Raw genomic sequence first — 18316 nt, 5'->3', positions numbered from 1 at the left:
ATGACTCCATCCAAGACCCTGGCGCTGACCGAAAAGCTGATCTCCCTGTCCTCCGTCACGCCGGACGACAAGGGCTGCCAGCAGCACCTGATCGACCTGCTGACGCCGCTCGGCTTCCAGTGCGAAACCATCGTCTCCAACGGCGTGACCAATCTGTGGGCGCGGCGCGGCACCACCTCGCCGGTGATGGTGTTCGCCGGCCACACCGACGTGGTGCCCACCGGCCCGGTCGAACAATGGCGCTCGCAGCCCTTCACGCCGACGCACCGCGACGGCAAGCTGTATGGGCGCGGCGCGGCCGACATGAAGACCTCGATCGCCGCCTTCGTGGTGGCCTGCGAGGAGTTCATCGCCAAACATGCGGACCACAAAGGCTCGATCGCCTTCCTGATCACCAGCGACGAGGAAGGGCCGGCCACCGACGGCACCGTCATCGTCTGCAATCTGCTCAAGGAGCGCGGCGAAACGCTGGACTACTGCATCGTCGGCGAGCCGACTTCGGACGAGACGCTGGGCGACATGATCAAGAACGGCCGCCGCGGCTCGCTGTCCGGCAAGCTGACGATCAAGGGCGTGCAAGGTCACATCGCCTACCCGCAGCTGGCCAGGAACCCGATCCACCTGGGCGCGCCGGCGCTGGCCGAGCTGGCGGCCGAGGTCTGGGACCACGGCAACGAGTACTACCTGCCGACCTCCTGGCAGATGTCCAACATCCACGCCGGCACCGGCGCCAACAACGTCATTCCGGGCGAGATGGTCATCGACTTCAACTTCCGCTTCTCGACCGCCAGCACGCACGAGGACCTCAAGCGCCGCGTGCACGCCATCCTGGACCAGCACCATCTGCACTACGACCTCCAGTGGGCGCTCAGCGGCCTGCCGTTCCTGACGCCGCGCGGCACGCTGAGCGACGCGCTGTCGTCGGCGATCAAGGCGGAAACCGGCGTCACGACCGAGCTGTCGACCACCGGCGGCACCTCGGACGGCCGCTTTATCGCGCAGATCTGCCCGCAGGTGATAGAATTCGGCCCCCCGAACGCCAGCATTCACAAGATCGACGAGCATATCGAACTGCGTTTCGTCGACCCGCTGAAGAACATCTATCGCCGCACGCTGGAAAACCTGCTTACGTAAAACCGCCATGACCACGACTCTCTTCACCACGCCGCGCGACCTGTTGCGCTACGCCGTCACCCGCTTCAACACCGCCCAGCTGTTCTTCGGCCACGGCAGCGCCGAGGCGTTCGACGAAGCGGCCTACCTGATCCTGCACACCCTCAAGCTGCCGCTGGACCGCCTCGACCCGTTCCTGGACGCCAAGCTGCTGCCGGAAGAAGTGGCGGCGGTGCTGGCGGTGCTGGACCGGCGCGTCAACCAGCGCGTGCCGGCGGCCTACATCACCAACGAGGCGTGGCTGGGCAGCTACAAGTTCTACGTGGACGAGCGCACCATCGTGCCGCGCTCCTTCATCGCCGAGCTGATCCCCGAGTACTTCGCGCCCTGGGTCAACCAGCCGGAAAACGTGGCCAACATCCTCGAGCTGTGCACCGGCTCCGGCTGCCTGGCCATCATGATGGCGGACGCCTTCCCGGACGCGCACGTGGACGCGGTGGACATCTCGGCCGACGCGCTGGAGGTGGCCAAGCGCAACGTCGCCACCTACGAGCTGGAGGAGCGCCTGACGCTGATCCAGTCCGACCTGTACGCCAACGTGCCGGCCAGGAAGTATGACCTGATCATCACCAATCCGCCGTACGTCAATTCCAGTTCGATGAGCAAGCTGCCGATGGAGTACCGCGCCGAGCCGGAACTGGCGCTGGACGGCGGCAAGGATGGCATGGACATCGTGCGCCGCATCGTCGCCGGCGCGGCCGAGCGCCTGACCGACGACGGCCTGCTGATCGTCGAAATCGGCAATGAAAAAGCCTACGCGGAAGCCGCCTTCGGCGCATTGGGCCTGACCTGGCTCACCACCAGCAATGGCGACGACATGGTCTTCCTGCTGACCGCCGACCAGCTCAAAATTTAAATATGATCCGTTTCACTCAAGTTAGCCTGATGCGCGGCGTGAAGCCGCTGCTGGAGCAAGTCGACGTCACCCTCAACCCGGGCGACAAGATCGGCCTGATCGGCGCCAACGGCGCCGGCAAATCCAGCCTGTTTGCCATGATGCGCGGCGAGCTGCATCCCGACCAGGGCAATATCGACTTCCCGGCCAAGTGGCGCGTGGCTTACGTGGCGCAGGAAACGCCGCCGCTGGAACGCGCGGCGCTGGACTACGCCATCGACGGCGACGTCCACCTGCGCAAGCTGCAGGCCGAACTGGCGCGGCTGGAGGCCGAGCCGGAATCCACCGACAACGGCATCGCCATCGGCGAGATCTACAGCGCGCTGGCCGACGCCGACGCCTACACCGTGCAATCGCGCGGCGAGCAGCTGCTGCTGGGCCTCGGCTTCACGCTGGACCAGATGCAGCAGCCGGTGGCCAGCTTCTCCGGCGGCTGGCGCATGCGCCTGAACCTGGCGCAGGCGCTGATGTGCCCTTCCGACCTGCTGCTGCTGGACGAACCGACCAACCACCTGGACCTGGACGCCATCATCTGGCTGGAGGACTGGCTCAAACGCTACACCGGCACGCTGCTGATCATTTCCCACGACCGCGACTTCCTGGACGAAATCGTCAACGTCATCGTCCACATCGATGAGCGCAAGCTGAAGCGCTACTCGGGCAACTACTCGGCCTTCGAGCGCCAGCGCGCGGCGCAGATGGCGCTGGCCGCCGGCGCGCTGGAAAAGCAGCAGCGCAAGCGCGCGCACCTGGAATCGTTCATCGAGCGCTTCAAGGCCAAGGCCTCCAAGGCCCGCCAGGCGCAGAGCCGCATGAAGGCGCTGGCCAAGATGGAAGAACTGGCGCCGCTGCGCGCCGCCGCCGAATTCTCGTTCGAATTCCGCGAGCCGCTCAACGCCCCCAACCCGCTGCTGGTGATGGAAGACGTCAACGCCGGCTACCGCAGCGAGAACGAGAAGACCGGCGAAATCGCCGAGAAAACCATCGTCCGCGGCATCAACTTCTCGCTGCAGATCGGCCAGCGTATCGGCCTGCTGGGCGTGAACGGCGCCGGCAAGTCGACGCTGATCAAGACCATCGCCGGCGAGCTGGCGCCGCTGACCGGCGAATCGACCACCGGCAAGGGCCTGAACATCGGCTATTTCGCCCAGCACCAGGTCGAGATGCTGCGCCACGACGAATCGCCGCTGTGGCACCTGATGAAGATCGCGCCGACCACGCGCGAGCAGGAGCTGCGCAACTTCCTCGGCGGCTTCAACTTCCCCGGCACCATGGTGACCGAAAAGATCGCGCCGTTCTCCGGCGGCGAGAAAGCGCGCCTGGCGCTGGCGCTGATCGTGTGGCAGCGCCCCAACCTGCTGCTGCTGGACGAACCGACCAACCACCTGGACCTGGAAACGCGCGAGGCGCTGACCGAGGCGCTGGCGCAGTTCGAGGGCACGCTGGTGGTGGTCTCGCACGACCGCCACCTGCTGCGCGCCACCACCGACCAGTTCATCATCGTCGCTGACGGCAAGCTGCAGCCGTTCGACGGCGACCTGGATGACTACAAGGACTGGCTGTTCCAGACCAAGCTGGGCAAAGGCACCGACGTGCTGCCGGCCGCCGGCAAGGAGCACCAGACCGCCTTCCCGGTGCAGTCGCCGGTGGCGCCGCCCAGGGCGGCGGAAGCGCCGGCCGTCAACAGCAAGGAGCAGAAGCGCAAGGAGGCCGAGGAGCGCCAGCGCCTGTCCGCGCTGCGCAAACCGCTCGAGCAAAAGATCAGGCGCCTGGACGAGCAGATCGCCAAGCGCACGGCGCAAAAGGCCGAGGTGGACGCGCAGCTGGGCGAGGAGTCAATCTACGACGCCGCCAACAAGGCCAAGCTGAAACAGCTGCTGGCCGACCAGGCCTTCTTCAGCAAGGACCTGGGCGAGCTGGAAGAACAGTGGCTGGCGCTCAACGAGCAGCTCGAAGCGCTGGCCTGAGCCGGCGTCAGGCCGCCTGGCGGGCGCCGAACTGCACTTTGCGGATGGACATCAGCTTGTCGATGTCCACCACGATCAGGCGGCGTCCGTCCACCTCCCCCAGGCCGAGCAGATAATCGACCGCCGCCGCGCCGGCGATCGGCGCGATCTGCTGCGGCGTGAGCGCGACGATGTCGGTCACGCCGTCGACCACCATGCCCATCACGCAGCTCGACAGCTTGAGGATGATGACGTCGGTCAGCGGATCGTGCTGCGGCGGGCGCGGGCCGAAGGCGATGCGCATGTCGACGATGGGCATGATGACGCCGCGCGACACCACCACGCCGCTGATGATGGCGCCGTCGTCGGACGAAAAGCGCTCCAGCGCCTGCAAGGGGCGCAGCTCCCGCACCTTGCTGAACTCCAGCGCGTAATCGAGCCCGCCGAGCCGGAATACCAGATACTGCTGCGCCTCGGCGGCGGCGGCCTGCGTGGTCGGGGAAGCCATTGTTGATCCTTTCGTTCGGGGACAGCAAGTGCCATCCTAACCGCGCCCGCCGCCGCCGGCGTTGACAGGCGTCAACCTTCGCCGGCGCGCGCGCCGGTTTGCTACAATCGCCGCATGAACCCGATCAATCCCGATGAAGTGCTGTTCGCCGCCGTGCGCGCCCAGGGGCCGGGCGGACAGAATGTGAACAAGGTGTCGAACGCCGTGCACGCGCGCTTCGACGTCGCCGCCTCGTCGCTGCCGGAGCACATCAAGCAACGCCTGCTGGCGCTGCGCGACAGCCGCCTGACGCGCGACGGCGTCATCGTCCTCAAGGCGCAGCAGTCGCGCAGCCTGGGCGCCAACAAGCAGGACGCCTTGCGCCGCCTGCAGGAGATGGTCGACAGCGTGGCCGTGCTGCCGGCCGCGCGCCGCGCCACCAAGCCGACACTGGGCGCGCAACGCCGCCGCCTGGAAGGCAAGGCGCGCGACGGCGAGCGCAAACAGCTGCGCGGCAAGGTCAGTTTTTAAAGCACGCGCGCCAGCTGGTGCACGCCCAGCGCCAGCAAGGCCAGGAAGAAGCAGCGGCGGAACAGCGCCGGCGGCATGCGGCCGCGCAGCCATTGTCCCAGCCACATGCCGGCGAGGGACGGGATCAGCGCCAGCAGCGAAGCGCCGGCCGCCGCCACGTGCCATGCGCCGCGCAGCGACAGCATGCCCGCCAGCGCCAGCGTGCCCACCGTGAAGGCCATGCCCAGCGCCTGCACCAGGTCGTCCTTGTCCAGGTCGAGCGCCTGCAGGTACGGCGCCACCGGCATGACGAAGACGCCGGTGACGCCGGCCATCAAGCCGGTTGCGGCGCCGCACAACGGACCGGCCCAGCGCTGATGGCGCCGCGCCACCTGCAGCCGCCAGCCGGTGAGGCCCAGCAAGCCGTAGCCAGCCAGCGCCAGCCCCAGCACCATGCCGCTCCACGCCGCCGCCCCCAGCCAGGCAGCGCCGGCCACGCCGGCGCAGATCGCCAGCATGGTCCACCTGAAACGCTGCCACAGCGGATAGAGCGCAGGGCCGGCAGCCAACTGCCATACATTCGTCACAGACGAAGGCACGATCAGCAGCGCGGCCGCCTCCAGCGGCGCCATGCGCAACGACAGCAGCGCGATCGCCACCGTCGGCAGGCCCATGCCGGTGACGCCCTTCACCAGTCCTGCCAGCACAAACACCAAGGTAATGAACACGCTCTCCATGCCCGCCATTGTGCGCGCCGGCCATGCGCTTGAAAATCTGGCATATACTGAGTCAGACTTCGGATTATCCATAGGCTATGCGCTTCGACCTGACTGATCTTCAGCTATTCATCCACATCGCCGAGAGCGGCAGCATCACCGCCGGCGCGCAACGGGCGCATCTGGCGCTGCCCTCGGCCAGTGCGCGCATCCGCGGCATGGAGGAGACGCTGGACGTGCCGCTGCTGCAGCGTGGCCGGCGTGGCGTCGCGCCCACCGAGGCCGGCCGCACGCTGTTGCAGCACGCCCGCGCCATCATCCGCCAGATGGCGGACATGCACGCGGACCTGGCGCAATTCGGCACCGGCCTCAAAGGCCAGGTGCGGCTGCTGTGCAACACCTCGGCCATGACCGAATTCCTGCCGGACGCGCTGGCGGCCTTCCTCAAAACGCATCCGCAACTGAGCATCAACCTGGAGGAGCGCATGAGCCGCGACATCGTGCAGGCCATCGCCGACGGCGTGGCGGACATCGGCATCATTTCGGATGCGGTCGACCGCGCCCACCTGCAAGTCTTCCCCTTCCGCGACGATCCGCTGGTGCTGGCCATGGCGCGCGGCCATCCGCTGGCCAAGGCACTGGGCCACAAGCGCCACATGCCATTCATCGACGCGCTGGACCACGACTTCATCGGCCTGGCCGACGACAGCGCGATGCAGCGCAACGCCGCCGAACAGGCCGCGCGCCTTGGCCGCCGGCTGCACTGCAAGATCCGCCTGCGCAGCTTTGAAGCCATCTGCCGCATGGCCGCCAGCGGCGCCGGCCTGGCCCTGCTGCCGGCCACCGCGGCCCGCCGCAGCCCGGACGATCTGCGCGTGGTAAAGCTCAGCGACCCGTGGGCCGACCGCAAACTGCTGATCTGCGTACGCGACCAAGCCGCCCTGCCCGGCTACGCGCGCGATCTGCTGGCCGCATTGATGCTGGCATAAACCGCTGGCATAAATTCATCGCAGATTGGCAGTTTTCATGCTCGGCCGGATTCTAAGATGCCAGCTTTACATTACCGGTGTGGCCATGTCGCTTAAAACCTTTGCTCTACTTTGCTGCATCACCACCTCGGCCCATGCCGCCATGCCGAAGGGCTGCGACGACGTGCCCGCCGCCGCGCCGGCCACCCAGCAGCGCCAGCCGGTCTTCCCGCCGATCCAGCTGGAGATCCGCACGCCGCAGCCGCCGACTGCCTTTCCCATCGAGGGCCGCAATGTGCTGCTGTACGAACTGCATCTGCACGATTATGGCGACCAAACGGCGCCAGTGAGCGCGGTCGACATCATCAGCGATCAGGGCAAACTGCTGACCAGCATCGGCGCAGTGCAGTTGAAGAATCGCATGCGGCAATACCGCAACGGTGGAACGGCCGTGGTGTTTATCTGCCTGGCGTTCGAACGCGGCGTGGCCGTGCCGGCGGCGCTGCGCCACCGCGTGCTGCTGGGCGACGGCTTTGCCGACGGTCCGCTGATCGGGACCCATGCCAGCAAACTTAAAACGCTGGGCGCGCCGCTCAGCGGCGCCGGCTGGAGCGCAGACAATGGCCCCGGCCTCGACTCGCACCATCGCACCGGCGTATTCGTGGTTGGCGGCCGGGCGCAGAACAGCCGCCGCTACGCCATCGACTGGAAAAAGTATCAGGACGGCCAGCCCTACAAAGGCGATCCGCGCGACGCCAGCGCCCATCTGGCCTACGGCGCCGAAGTGCTGGCCGTGGCCGATGGCACGGTGGTCGCCGCCCGCAACGACATGCCGGACAACGTCCCGCGCACCGCCGCCGGCTTCACGCCCGCCGTGCCGATGACCATGGATAACCTGGCCGGCAATTTCATCATCATCGACCTCGGTGACGGCCAGTACGCGCAATACGCGCATCTGCGGCCGGGTAGCGTCAAGGTCAAAGCGGGGGACGAGGTGCGGCGCGGCCAGCAGCTGGCGCAAGTCGGCATCTCTGGCGATGCGCGCGTGCCGCACCTGCATTTCCAGGTTGCGGACAGCGCTGACTTCCTTGCCGGCGAAGGTCTGCCCTACGTGATCGACGCATTCCAGCTGAATGGCCAGCGCCGCGCTGGCGAATATCCGCCCGATGGCGCGGTCGTTAACTTCCGTCCTCGGACGGCGCCCAATTGATCGGCCCCACCGGGCCGGCGTGCAGCACCGTCATGCCCGGCGCGGCGGTGCGCACCCTGGCTTTCAGCTCCTTGGGCGGACGGTCGTAGGGCGGCGGCTCGCCCGGCACGAAGCTCATGGTCCGCAGCAGCACATCTCCGGTCAGCAGTTCCACCGTGCAGCGCGAGCCGCGGATCAGCGCCGCCTTCTGCCGCTGCACCTGCGCCACCTCACCCTGCGCCTGCTCCTGCTGTACCTGCGCCGCCTTTATCGCCAGCGAGATTTTCGCCACCTGGCGCAAGGACGGCCCCACCGCCTCCGCCATCTTCTGGAACAGCGGCAGCTGCTCCGGCGTCAGCGTCACCTCGCGCTTGCGCACGCGCGTGGCCAGCGTCAGGTAGTTGCGCACCTCGGTCTGGCCGGTGATGGCGTCCATCTCCGCCTGGCGCGCCTCGGCCTCGCGCGCCGCCTGCTGCACGCGCGGCAGCAGCTCGGCGATCTTCTTGTCGAACTTGGCGGTATCCGGCACCAGCGCATACAGCAGCATCTCGGTCTGCTTGCGCGGGCCGGCGTGGACGATCTCGATCTTGCGGGCGGCAATGGCGCAGCCCTCGGCCACCTTGATCACCACCTCGTCGGCCATGATCTCGCAATTGCTGGCCTCCCCGATCACCACGCGCGAACCGGAAATGATGCAGCTCTCGGCGCGCGTCAGCGCCACCTCGCCGCGCTTGGTCTGCAGCACCGCGCCCGAGGCCACGCCGCGCACGCGGATCGCGCCGTCGGCGTTGTTGACCGTGCCGCCCATCAGGTTTTTGCTCAGCACCACATCGCCGCCGCGCGAGACGATGTTACCGAACACGTCGCCGTGGATCGTGATGTTGCCGCCCTCGACCAGGCGCTGCTCCTGCACGTCGCCGAACTCCTCGTACTCGCCGGTCAGCTGCAGGTTGCCGGTGGTGCGCGCGCTGACGCCCTCGCGGCTGATGATCTTGGGCCCGATCGACAGCCGCCTGGTCGCCGGATCGACGCTCAGAAAGCCCTCCACCGCCGACACCAGGAACTCGCCGCCGCGCAGATGCTCGATCACCGTGCCCTCGCCGGCCACGCTGGTCAGCTCGAAATCCTTGGGCACCGGCGGCTCCAGCACCAGGCCGGACAACTCGAAGCCGCGGGTGCCGGCGGTGCGCGGCACCTTGCGCAGCAGCTTGACGTGCGGCTTGACCTGCGGGAAGCGGTTCTGGAACGTCTGCAGATCGAGGCGGCCCTCGCCCATGTCCTTGGGCGCGTTGCTGCGGTGGATATCCGGCGACACCTCGACGATGGCGGCGTCCTTGCCCGGCACCGCGTTCAGGCGCCGCGCCACGATGAGGCGCGCCAGGCGGCCGGTGGCGATGACGTCGCGCACCGCCGGCGCGTCGATGCCGAAGCGGATGCCCTTGACCCACATGTCGGCCACGAACTCGTCGAAATTCAGGCGCGCCGGCTGCGGCGGCAGGTCCGGCACGTCGAAGAACACCGGCTCGAAATAGTATTCGGCCTCGCCGTTGATCACCTTGACGGTCTTGTACAGCGCGCGGCGCGGCGCCGGGAACGGCGCGATGCTGTCGGCAAAGCGCAGCAGCGGCTGCGCGCGCAGGGCCGGCGGCAGGTCCGGGCCGACGTTGTACAGCATCTTGCTGAACACCGCGTAATCGAGGCCGATGAAACAGGCGCTGCCTAGGAACACCTGGCTGACCGCGGCCGCGCAGGCGGCGGCGCTGGCGTCGGCCTGGAAGAAGACGCCGTCGGCGCGGCGCAGCAGCGCCGCCGGCAGACCGTCATCCGCAGTTTGTTCCAGCGCCGTGGCGTCGTCAGACACAGTGCAATCCCCAGGAAGAAGTCCGTCGGGCCGGCGCGACCGAGCGCGCGCCCTGCCCTTTTTGATGTGAGCCCAAGAGTAGCACGTCCGGCCCGGCTTGCGCCAGCCGCCTCAAGGGGCGGGCCGCGGGCGCGCCGTCAGGTGCCAGTCGAGCGACCCGGCGCTGTCGGCAAACAGCAACTGGCCGCCGCTGGGCGTGCCGCGCAGGCGCTGCTTGAGCTCCTTGGGCGGCAACTGGCGCAGCGCCGCCGTGTCGGCCGCGAACGGCATGGTGCGCACCATGGTCTCGCCGCTGGCCAGGTGCAGGCCGCAGCGGGCGATGCCGGCCGCCTCCGCCTGCTGCTCGATGACGCGCGCCAGGCGGTCGCCCAGCAGCTTGTGCTGCGTCTGGCCGACCTGCAAGTCCTGCTTGTGCTTCTGGATCGCCTTCATCTCCTCCGCCACCGCGCCGGCGATCTTGCGCAGGTGCTGGCCCTGCTCCGGCGTCAGCACCAGCTCCTGGGTGCGCAGCTTGGCCGCCAGCGCCAGATAGCGGCGCACATCCGGCAGCGCGGCGATGCGATCGAGCTCGCGCTGGCTGTCGGCGTTGGCCTGCGCCAAGGCCGCCACGCGCAGCTCCAGGTCGGCGATCTCGGCGTCGAACTGGGTCACGTCCTTGACCAGCACATAAATCACCATCTCGGTACGGCGGCGCGGCCCGGCGCTCTCCACCTCGACATTGCGGCCGGCGATGGCGCAGCCCTCGGCCAGCGCCACGCGCACGGTATCGCCGATGATCTCGCAGTTGGACGCCTCCTCGATGCTGACGTCGACGCCCGAGATCACGCAGTTCTCGGCGCGCTGGATGGTCACCGCGCCATCGGCCGCGTAGACGATGGCGTTGGACGCCACGCCGGCCACGCGCACCGCGCCGGCGACGCTGTGCACGCTGCCGCCGACCAGGTTCTGGCCCAGCGCCACGCTGCCGCCGCGCGAATGGATGTTGCCGTAGACGTTGCCGTGCACCGTGATGTCGGTGCCGGTGACATCGCGCTGCTCCTGCACGTCGCCGTACTCCTCGTAGGCGCCGGCCAGTTGCAGGTTGCCGGTGGTGCGGCCGCTGACGCCCTCCAGGCTGACGATTTTATCGGTGACCGAAATGCGGTTGGACTTGGCGTCCACGCTCAAAAAGCCCTCGCGGGTCGACACCAGGTACTCGCCGTCGTCGAGCAGCCTGGCCTCGGTGCCCTCGCCGGCCAGGAAGCGCAGCGTCAGGTCCTTGGGCGGCGCCGGCTCGGTCCTGCGGCCGGCCAGGTCGAAGCCCGGCAGGCCGGGCGCGCACGGCTCCTTCTTCAGCAGCCGCATATTGGCCTTGATCTGCGGGAAGCGGTTCTGGAAGCTTTGCAGGTCGATGCGGCCGTCGGCGCGCGCCTTGGGGGCGTCGCTGCGGTGCAGGTCGGACGACACCTCGACCACGCAGGCGTCGCGGCCCGGCGCCGGTTCAAGGTCGGTGGCGAAGGTGATGCGCTCGGCCCTGGGCGAGGCCATGGCCGCCTGCACCGCCGCCACGTCGATGCCGAAGCGGATGCCCTTGTTCCACATGTCGGCGACGAATTCGTCGATGTCCAGCCGCACCGGGCGTTCCGGGATCACCGTGCCGTCGGGCAGCGTCTCCTGCTCCAGGTACAGCGGCTGGAAGGTGTACTCGGCGTAGGCCAGACTCACCTTGGGCGGTTTATACAGCGCCAGGCGGGCGGCGTCGAACACGCGCACGGCGTCGGCCAGGCGCAGCGCCTGGACCGCGCCGAGGTCGGGGCCGACGCCGTACAGCGCTTGCATCAGCGCGGCGTAATCAAGCCCGGCGAAATAGCCGCCGGCGGCGAACACCTGCGCCACCGCCGCCGTCAGCGCCGCCTGGCTCATGCCCACATCGATATAAATGCCGTCCGCGCGCTTGACCAAACCTATCGGCAAGCCGGGGCCTGGAGCGTCCGGCTCCGGGCTGGCGGCTGGCGCTGCGAATGCAAGCTCTTGAACCACGGTGTTCCTCCCAACGGCACGCAGGCAGCCGGAAGGCATTGCGTGTAATTAATTAATCTTACACGCAGACCATGAAAAAGAAAGGGGAAAACGCCGCCCGTACGGGGGCAACTGTCAGGATATTGATACAAACCAATAATAGGCAAATAATAAATGTAGCGTTTTATTATCGTTACTTATCGGTTCTGCAACGCCGCCGTGGCTGGCGCCGGCTCAGCGGCGCGGCGGCACCGCGTACAGGTCCTGGCTGACCTCGTTGATCTGGCGGCGCAGGTCGCGCCGCTCGTCGGGCGTCATGCGGCCGACGCGGCGGCTCATTTCAGCGTTGCGGCTGGCCTCCTGCATGGCGCGGCGCTGCTCCTCGGCGCGCGCCTCGTAGCTGCGCGGATCGAGCGGGCGGGCGTCGCCGCGCGGCGCCTCGGCGCGCGCGCCGTTCTGCTGCTGGTGCTGCTGCGGCGGCTCGCGGCGCGGACCGCCGCCGTCAGGGCCATCGGCGCGCGCGCTGGCGGCGCCCAGCAGGCCCACCATCAGCGCCGACGCCAGCATGGATCGAACGCAAAAAGCTGCGCCTGCTGCCGCGGATTTTTTTGTGTGATCGATGAACATGGCGTTCCCTGAAAGCTGAATCTATGCCCGCAGTGTATGATGCTTTGACCGAGGGGGTAAGGCGAATTGGGTAAAGTTTGTAACACTTTGTAATGGGTCGTCCCACCCGCGTTTTCGCTGGACGAATATGACGTTACCATAGCAACCTGAATAAGACAAATCTGGCAGCCAAATGACTACGACAACGACTGAATCCGGCAACAACGCCGCCACCGGCCAGGGCCACGCGGCCAAGATCATGGTGGTGGACGACGACGTCCGCCTGCGCGACCTGCTGCGCCGCTACCTGACCGAGCAAGGCTTCAACGTCTTCACCGCCGAAAGCGCCACGGCGATGAACAAGCTGTGGCTGCGCGAGCGCTACGACCTGCTGGTGCTGGACCTGATGCTGCCCGGCGAGGACGGCCTGTCGATCTGCCGCCGCCTGCGCGGCGCCGGCGACCAGACGCCGATCATCATGCTGACCGCCAAGGGCGAGGACGTCGACCGCATCGTCGGCCTGGAAATGGGCGCCGACGACTACCTGCCCAAGCCGTTCAACCCGCGCGAGCTGGTGGCGCGCATCGGCGCCGTGCTGCGCCGCCGCGGCCCGGACGAAATCCCCGGCGCGCCGTCGGAAACGCCGCAGACCTTCGAGTTCGGCCAGTTCGTGCTGGACCTGGGCACGCGCACGCTGAAGAAAAACGGCGAGACGGTGCCGCTGACCACCGGCGAGTTCTCGGTGCTGAAGGTGTTCGCGCGCCACGCGCGCCAGCCGCTGTCGCGCGAGAAGCTGATGGAACTGGCGCGCGGGCGCGAATACGAGGTGTTCGACCGCAGCCTGGACGTGCAGATCTCGCGCCTGCGCAAGCTGATCGAGCCCGATCCATCCAGCCCGCTGTACATCCAGACCGTCTGGGGCCTGGGCTATGTGTTCATCCCGGAGGGCCAGCCGCGCTGACCCGCGCCCGCCTATGAAGTTGCCGTTCTCGTTCCGCCTGGCCAGCCTCAAAAGCGGCCTGTTCTGGCGCACCTTCTTCCTGCTCGGCGCGCTGACCACCACCAGCATGACCGCCTGGGTCGGCATGATCAGCGTGGTGCAGCACGACCCGCAGGTGCAGCAGATCTCGGCCCAGGTGGTGTCGGTGGTGACCATCACCCACGCCGCGCTGACCCACGCCGCGCCCGAGCTGCGGCGCGAGCTGCTGTTCGACCTGGTGGCCAACGAGGGCATCCGCGTGTTCACGCTGGAGGAGGACGACCAGGTGGCGCCGCCGGCCAACAACGCGCTGATGCCGGACATCGAAAAGCTGGTGCGCGCCAAGCTGGGCCAGGACACCCGCTTCTCGTCCAAGGTCAACGGCGTGGCCGGCTTCTGGGTCAGCTTCAAGATCGACGACGACCAGTACTGGCTGATGCTGGAGCGCGAGCGCATCCGCGGCCTGACCGGCATCCAGTGGCTGGGCTGGGCCAGCGTGGTGTCGGTGGTGTCGCTGCTGGGCGCGGCGGTGATCTCCAGCCTGGTCAACCTGCCGCTGCGGCGCCTGACCCAGGCCACGCGCGACTTCGCCCAGGGCAAGCGGCCGGCGCCGCTGCCGGAAAAGGGGCCGCTGGAAATCATCGAGGCCAACCGCAGCTTCAACCAGATGGTGGACGACCTGCAGCAGGTCGAGTCGGACCGCGCGGTGATCCTGGCCGGCATCTCGCACGACCTGCGCACGCCGCTGGCGCGCATGCAGCTGGAGGTCGAGATGGCCCACCTATCGCGCGAGGCGCGCGAGGGCATGCAGTCCGACATCGGCCAGATGGACGCCATCATCGGCCAGTTCCTCGACTACGCCAAGCCGACCGAGGCCGCCAGCTTCGTCAACGTCGACCTCAGCGCGCTGCTGGGCGACAGCGCGCACGAGGCGGCGCGGCTGCCGGACGTGCGCATCCACGCCGACATCGCGCCCGGCGCCCACGCGCTCGGCAACGCGACCGACCTGAAACGGGTGATCAACAACCTGATCGAGAACGCCCGCCGCTACGGCAAGACGCCCGGCTGCGACTACACCGAGATCGACCTGCAGTGCGCGGTCAAGGGCCTGCACACGGCCAAGCGGGTGACCATCACGGTGCAGGACCACGGCAGCGGCGTGCCGGACGACCAGATCGCCCAGTTGCTCAAGCCTTTCACCCGGCTCGACGCCGCGCGCGGCCAGGCCAACGGCGCCGGCCTCGGGCTGGCCATCGTCGAGCGCGTGCTCACCCGCCACCAGGCCGAGCTGCAGGTGCGCAACCGCGACGGCGGCGGCCTGCAGATCCAGATCGTCATGAAGGCGCTGTGATGCGGCGCGCCCTGCCCGCCCTGGCCCTCGCGGCGCTGTGCGCAGCGGCCGCCGCGCCGGCCGCGCCCAGGGCGCAGCAGCAGCAGCAGCAGCAGCGGGAGCCGACCGCCGAGGAGCGCGCCTCGTTCGATGCGTATTACCGCGCGCAGGTGCCGGCCGCCGTCAGCGGCGGCCCCGGGCTGTTCGCGCCCAGCTTCGACATCCAGCGGCGCGGCAAGGCGGCGTGGCAGGTGATCGCCCGCGTCGACTCGGCGCCGCGCCACTTCACGCCCGAGCTGTGCCGCCAGATCCGCACCAGCTACATCTACAATGCCGCCGCCCCGGCCGGCCAGCGCTGGACGCCGTCGGCCGCCGCGCCGGAATGGCAGGTGTGGCTGGCCACGCCCAAGCTGATCTGCAGCGCCGCCCGCTACACCACGCGGCTCGACCCGGCCGTGCCGCCGGCCGACGCCGCCGCGCTGCTGTGGCGCCACCGCGACCTGCTGGCGCGCGCGCGCCTGCTGTTCGCCGGCAACTCGGCGTGCGCGCGCCAGCGCGCGCTGACCTTCCGCCTGGCCGCGATCGAGCCGGCGCCGCCGGCCAGCGGCGCGCCATCGATGATCGGCCTGGTGTTCGAGAGCGACCGCGACACGCAGGTACGGGTCGGCGTGCGCAAGCACCGCGGCGACTACGTGGCGTGGAGCGTCAACTGCGCGGCGCCGGCTGCCCCGCCGGCTGGTTGATCGGGTGCTCCGGCCCCTCCAGCAGCTTGGTCAGCAGCAGCTCGGTCGAGCCATAGCCGTACAGCGAATCGGCCTCCAGTCCCTGGGTATCGTAAGGCACGGACTCCTCGCGCTCCGAGCGGCTCGGATCGGCGTCAGCATAGGTGACGCGCCAGGCGCGGCGCAGCGCGTCGGCGCGGCGCAGGAACTGCGGCACCGGCCACATGGCCGGGTCCCAGACGTCGATCTCGCCCAGCACGCGCCAGTGGCCGCTGGCCAGCGCCATGTCGCCGCAGCGCAGCACCTTGACCGCGTCCTGCGGCCGCAAGGTGTTGAGCTGCTCCACCGACGGCAGGCGCGGCAGCTTGGGGCCGAACAGGTAGGCCAGCATGATTTTGCTGCCCGGCGACAAGCGCGCCACCAGGCCCCAGCCAAAACCACCGTCCAGCAACGGCACGGCAAACCAGCTCCCCTCTTGATACGACTGCTTCATTCCCGCCCTTTCAACCTCCGCCTTGCGGCGCAAGTCCGAAGTGTAGCGACGCCGCGCAAAACACGGCGCACGGCACCGCGCCGGCCGCGCCACGCCACGCCGCCGATGACAATTGTGTTACACTGGCGCCTCGCTAGGGGTCCTGGAACATTGTTTCCGGGTGAGAGATACCCTTCGTACCTGATCTGGATAATGCCAGCGAAGGAAAGCGCAAAAGTCGGATCTCCCTCCTTTGATGGCGCTCTTCGCCGGCCCCCAGCCGAACACGTAGAGAGCCAATATGTCCACACCAAAATTCGCAATGTCCGCCATCGCCCTGGCGGTGTTCCAGCTGGCGCACGCCGCCGACGACGCCGCCGCCCCTGAATCCACGATGCAGGAAGTCGTCGTCAACGGCGTCAAGCTGCGCGCCGCCTCGGCCTCGGTGGCCGGCTTCGCCAACGCCCCGCTGCTGGAGACGCCGGCCTCGGTCAGCGTGCTGAGCGCGCAGCAGATGCTGGACCTGCAGATCCGCTCGACCACCGACGCCGCCCGCTACGACGCCAGCCTGAGCGACTCGTACAACGCGGTCGGCTACGCCGAGCAATTCTCCATCCGCGGCTTCAAGCTGGACAACGAATCGAGCTACCGCAAGGACGGCATGGCCATCACCGGCGACACCCAGATCCCGCTGGAGAACAAGGAGCGGCTGGAAGTGCTCAAGGGCCTGTCCGGCCTGCAGGCCGGCGTGGCCGCGCCGGGCGGCCTCGTCAACTACGTCACCAAGCGCCCGACCGACACGCCGCTGCGCACGGTGGTGCTGGAAACGCGCGAGCGCGGCACGCTGTACGGCGCGGTCGACCTCGGCGGCCGCTTCGACAACCCGGACTTCGGCTACCGCCTCAACGCCGCCGCCGAGCGCCTGCGCTCCTACATCAAGGGCGCCGACGGCAACCGCAAGTTCATCTCGGCCGCCTTCGACTGGCGCATCTCGCCGCAGGCGCTGCTGCAACTCGACGGCGACTACCAGCGCAAGTCGCAGATCACCGCGCCCGGCTACCAGCTGCTCAACAACACCACGCTGCCCAACGTGCCGGCCGACCAGCTACTGAACGACCAGCCGTGGAGCCGCCCGGTGGCAACCACCAGCAGCAACATCGGCGCGCGCTTCGAATACAAGTTCTCGCCCGACTGGGCCGCCACCATCACCGCCAACCAGCACCACTTCAAGCGCGACGACTACACCGCCTTCCCTTACGGCTGCGGCGAGCAGGATCTGTACCCCGGCTTCTGCGGCAACGGCGACTACGACGTCTACAACTACATCAGCCTGGGCGAGAAGAAATCGCCGCTGACCGCGCAGGCGCTGCTGCGCGGCCGCTTTGCCACCGGCACCTTGGGCCATGACCTGACCGTCGGCACCTCGTTCTTCAAGAACAGCGAGAAATGGGGCGACTACCTGTACGACTGGTCGGGCGTCAGCAATATCTACCACCCGGTGGTGGTGGCGCCGGCGCCGGGCAGCAGCGGTCCGGTGTCCGAGCGCCGCCGCGACAACGAGCGCGGCGTGTTCGCGCAGGACATCATCAGCCTGAACGCGCAACTCAAGCTGCACGCCGGCGCGCGCTACGTCAAGGTCAAGCGCGACGAATACGTCGGCACCGACGACGCCGGCGCCGTGCTGCCGTACGCCCGCACCGACGTCGGCTTCTGGCTGCCGAACGTGGCGCTGGTGTACGCGGTGCGGCCGAACGTGTCGACCTACGTCTCCTACGCGCAGGGCCTGGAGCACGGCGGCGTGGCGCCGATGGGCACCGAAAACCAGCACCGCGCGCTGGCGCCGGGCAAGTCGAAACAGGTGGAAGTGGGCATCAAGGCCGATATCCGCCCGGACCTGAGCGCCAGCGTGGCGCTGTTCCAGATCCGCAAGGGGCTGGAGTACACCGATGCCGCCAACTATTTCGTGCGCAACGGCCAGGCGCAGAACCGCGGCCTGGAACTGGGCCTGGCCGGCCGCGCCACGCGCGAGCTGACGGTGGGCGTGTCGGCCACTGCGCTCAACACGCAGCAGCGCGACACCGGCGCGGCAGACCTGGACGGCAAGCGCGTGACCGACGTCGCCGCGTTCAAGTCGTCGGTGTATGCGGATTATGCGCTGGCGCGGGTGCCGGGGCTGAAGGTGGGCGCCAACTGGCAGTACTCGGGCAAGAAGGCGTTTGACGCGGCCAACACCGTGTTCGTGCCGGCGTATCACGTGGTCAATCTGACTGGTTCGTATGCGACCCGCGTCGGCGGCGTCGGCACCACCTTCCGGGCTGGCATCGACAACGCGTTCAATCGCTTCTACTGGCGCGACGTCACGCCGGACCTGGGCGGCTACCTGATGCCGGGGGCGTCGCGCACCTTCCGCGTGTCGGCCACCTTCGACCTCTGATCCGCCGTACCCGTCATTCCGGCGCAGGCC

The 18316-nt window shown here is 68.3% G+C and carries 16 protein-coding genes and 1 riboswitch; of the genes, 10 read left to right on the top strand and 6 right to left on the bottom strand.

Annotated elements, in window-relative coordinates; genetic code table 11:
• The 3 genes from dapE to FHW58_RS02090 are packed head-to-tail and all read left to right on the top strand — an operon-like array spanning position 1 to position 4035.
• Positions 1–1134 (top strand): succinyl-diaminopimelate desuccinylase, encoded by a 1134-nt coding sequence (gene dapE / locus FHW58_RS02100; RefSeq protein ID WP_179671431.1) that lies wholly within the window; start codon positions 1–3, stop codon positions 1132–1134.
• A 7-nt stretch (positions 1135–1141) separates the two neighbouring features.
• Positions 1142–2029, top strand: a complete 888-nt coding sequence (gene prmB / locus FHW58_RS02095) for a 50S ribosomal protein L3 N(5)-glutamine methyltransferase (RefSeq protein WP_179671430.1) — start codon at positions 1142–1144, stop codon at positions 2027–2029.
• A 2-nt stretch (positions 2030–2031) separates the two neighbouring features.
• Positions 2032–4035, top strand: coding sequence for an ATP-binding cassette domain-containing protein (locus FHW58_RS02090; protein ID WP_179671429.1), 2004 nt, complete (start codon positions 2032–2034; stop codon positions 4033–4035).
• Between the two features lie 7 nt (positions 4036–4042).
• Here FHW58_RS02090 and FHW58_RS02085 read toward each other — a convergent pair whose 3' ends face one another.
• Positions 4043–4522, bottom strand: coding sequence for a chemotaxis protein CheW (locus FHW58_RS02085; RefSeq protein WP_179671428.1), 480 nt, complete (start codon positions 4520–4522; stop codon positions 4043–4045).
• Between the two features lie 114 nt (positions 4523–4636).
• Between FHW58_RS02085 and arfB the strand changes: the two genes are divergently transcribed.
• Positions 4637–5032 (top strand): alternative ribosome rescue aminoacyl-tRNA hydrolase ArfB, encoded by a 396-nt coding sequence (gene arfB / locus FHW58_RS02080; RefSeq protein WP_179671427.1) that lies wholly within the window; start codon positions 4637–4639, stop codon positions 5030–5032.
• Here the strand turns inward: arfB and FHW58_RS02075 are convergent.
• Positions 5029–5748, bottom strand: coding sequence for a sulfite exporter TauE/SafE family protein (locus FHW58_RS02075; protein WP_229265022.1), 720 nt, complete (start codon positions 5746–5748; stop codon positions 5029–5031). The genes arfB and FHW58_RS02075 overlap by 4 nt on opposite strands.
• A gap of 77 nt (positions 5749–5825) precedes the next feature.
• Between FHW58_RS02075 and FHW58_RS02070 the strand changes: the two genes are divergently transcribed.
• Together FHW58_RS02070 and FHW58_RS02065 are read left to right on the top strand one after the other, a co-directional pair.
• The gene (locus FHW58_RS02070) at positions 5826–6716 is read left to right on the top strand and encodes a LysR substrate-binding domain-containing protein (RefSeq protein WP_179671425.1); all 891 of its coding nucleotides are present in this window, start codon (positions 5826–5828) and stop codon (positions 6714–6716) included.
• Between the two features lie 85 nt (positions 6717–6801).
• Positions 6802–7905, top strand: coding sequence for a M23 family metallopeptidase (locus FHW58_RS02065; RefSeq protein ID WP_179671424.1), 1104 nt, complete (start codon positions 6802–6804; stop codon positions 7903–7905).
• Here the strand turns inward: FHW58_RS02065 and FHW58_RS02060 are convergent.
• From FHW58_RS02060 to FHW58_RS02050, 3 genes are all read right to left on the bottom strand, one after another.
• Positions 7874–9745, bottom strand: a complete 1872-nt coding sequence (locus tag FHW58_RS02060) for a flagellar assembly protein A (protein WP_373996616.1) — start codon at positions 9743–9745, stop codon at positions 7874–7876. The genes FHW58_RS02065 and FHW58_RS02060 overlap by 32 nt on opposite strands.
• 111 nt (positions 9746–9856) lie before the next feature.
• The gene (locus tag FHW58_RS02055) at positions 9857–11698 is read right to left on the bottom strand and encodes a flagellar assembly protein A (protein WP_229265021.1); all 1842 of its coding nucleotides are present in this window, start codon (positions 11696–11698) and stop codon (positions 9857–9859) included.
• Between the two features lie 279 nt (positions 11699–11977).
• Positions 11978–12310 carry a hypothetical protein gene (locus tag FHW58_RS02050; protein WP_229265020.1) on the bottom strand — a complete coding sequence of 111 codons (333 nt, stop codon included), beginning with the start codon at positions 12308–12310 and terminating at the stop codon, positions 11978–11980.
• Between the two features lie 232 nt (positions 12311–12542).
• Between FHW58_RS02050 and ompR the strand changes: the two genes are divergently transcribed.
• The 3 genes from ompR to FHW58_RS02035 are packed head-to-tail and all read left to right on the top strand — an operon-like array spanning position 12543 to position 15401.
• Complete coding sequence (ompR, locus tag FHW58_RS02045) at positions 12543–13310, top strand: two-component system response regulator OmpR (RefSeq protein ID WP_179671422.1); 768 nt, start codon at positions 12543–12545, stop codon at positions 13308–13310.
• A gap of 13 nt (positions 13311–13323) precedes the next feature.
• On the top strand, positions 13324–14679 hold the full coding sequence (locus FHW58_RS02040; protein ID WP_229265019.1) for an ATP-binding protein: 1356 nt from the start codon (positions 13324–13326) through the stop codon (positions 14677–14679).
• Complete coding sequence (locus FHW58_RS02035; protein ID WP_179671420.1) at positions 14679–15401, top strand: hypothetical protein; 723 nt, start codon at positions 14679–14681, stop codon at positions 15399–15401. The genes FHW58_RS02040 and FHW58_RS02035 overlap by 1 nt, the downstream gene beginning before the upstream one ends.
• Here FHW58_RS02035 and FHW58_RS02030 read toward each other — a convergent pair.
• Positions 15364–15873, bottom strand: a complete 510-nt coding sequence (locus tag FHW58_RS02030; protein ID WP_179671419.1) for an Imm26 family immunity protein — start codon at positions 15871–15873, stop codon at positions 15364–15366. The two genes, FHW58_RS02035 and FHW58_RS02030, sit on opposite strands and share 38 nt — an antisense overlap.
• A gap of 125 nt (positions 15874–15998) precedes the next feature.
• A riboswitch (TPP riboswitch) is annotated at positions 15999–16097 on the top strand.
• A 56-nt stretch (positions 16098–16153) separates the two neighbouring features.
• On the opposite strand from FHW58_RS02030, the gene FHW58_RS02025 reads away from it, so the two are divergent.
• On the top strand, positions 16154–18286 hold the full coding sequence (locus tag FHW58_RS02025) for a TonB-dependent siderophore receptor (RefSeq protein ID WP_179671418.1): 2133 nt from the start codon (positions 16154–16156) through the stop codon (positions 18284–18286).
• The last annotated feature ends 30 nt before the right edge of the window (positions 18287–18316 follow it).

The sequence above is a fragment of the Duganella sp. 1224 genome (genome assembly GCF_013408245.1).
Lineage (GTDB): Bacteria > Pseudomonadota > Gammaproteobacteria > Burkholderiales > Burkholderiaceae_D > Rugamonas.
This window is presented reverse-complemented; position numbering and strand designations above follow the sequence as displayed.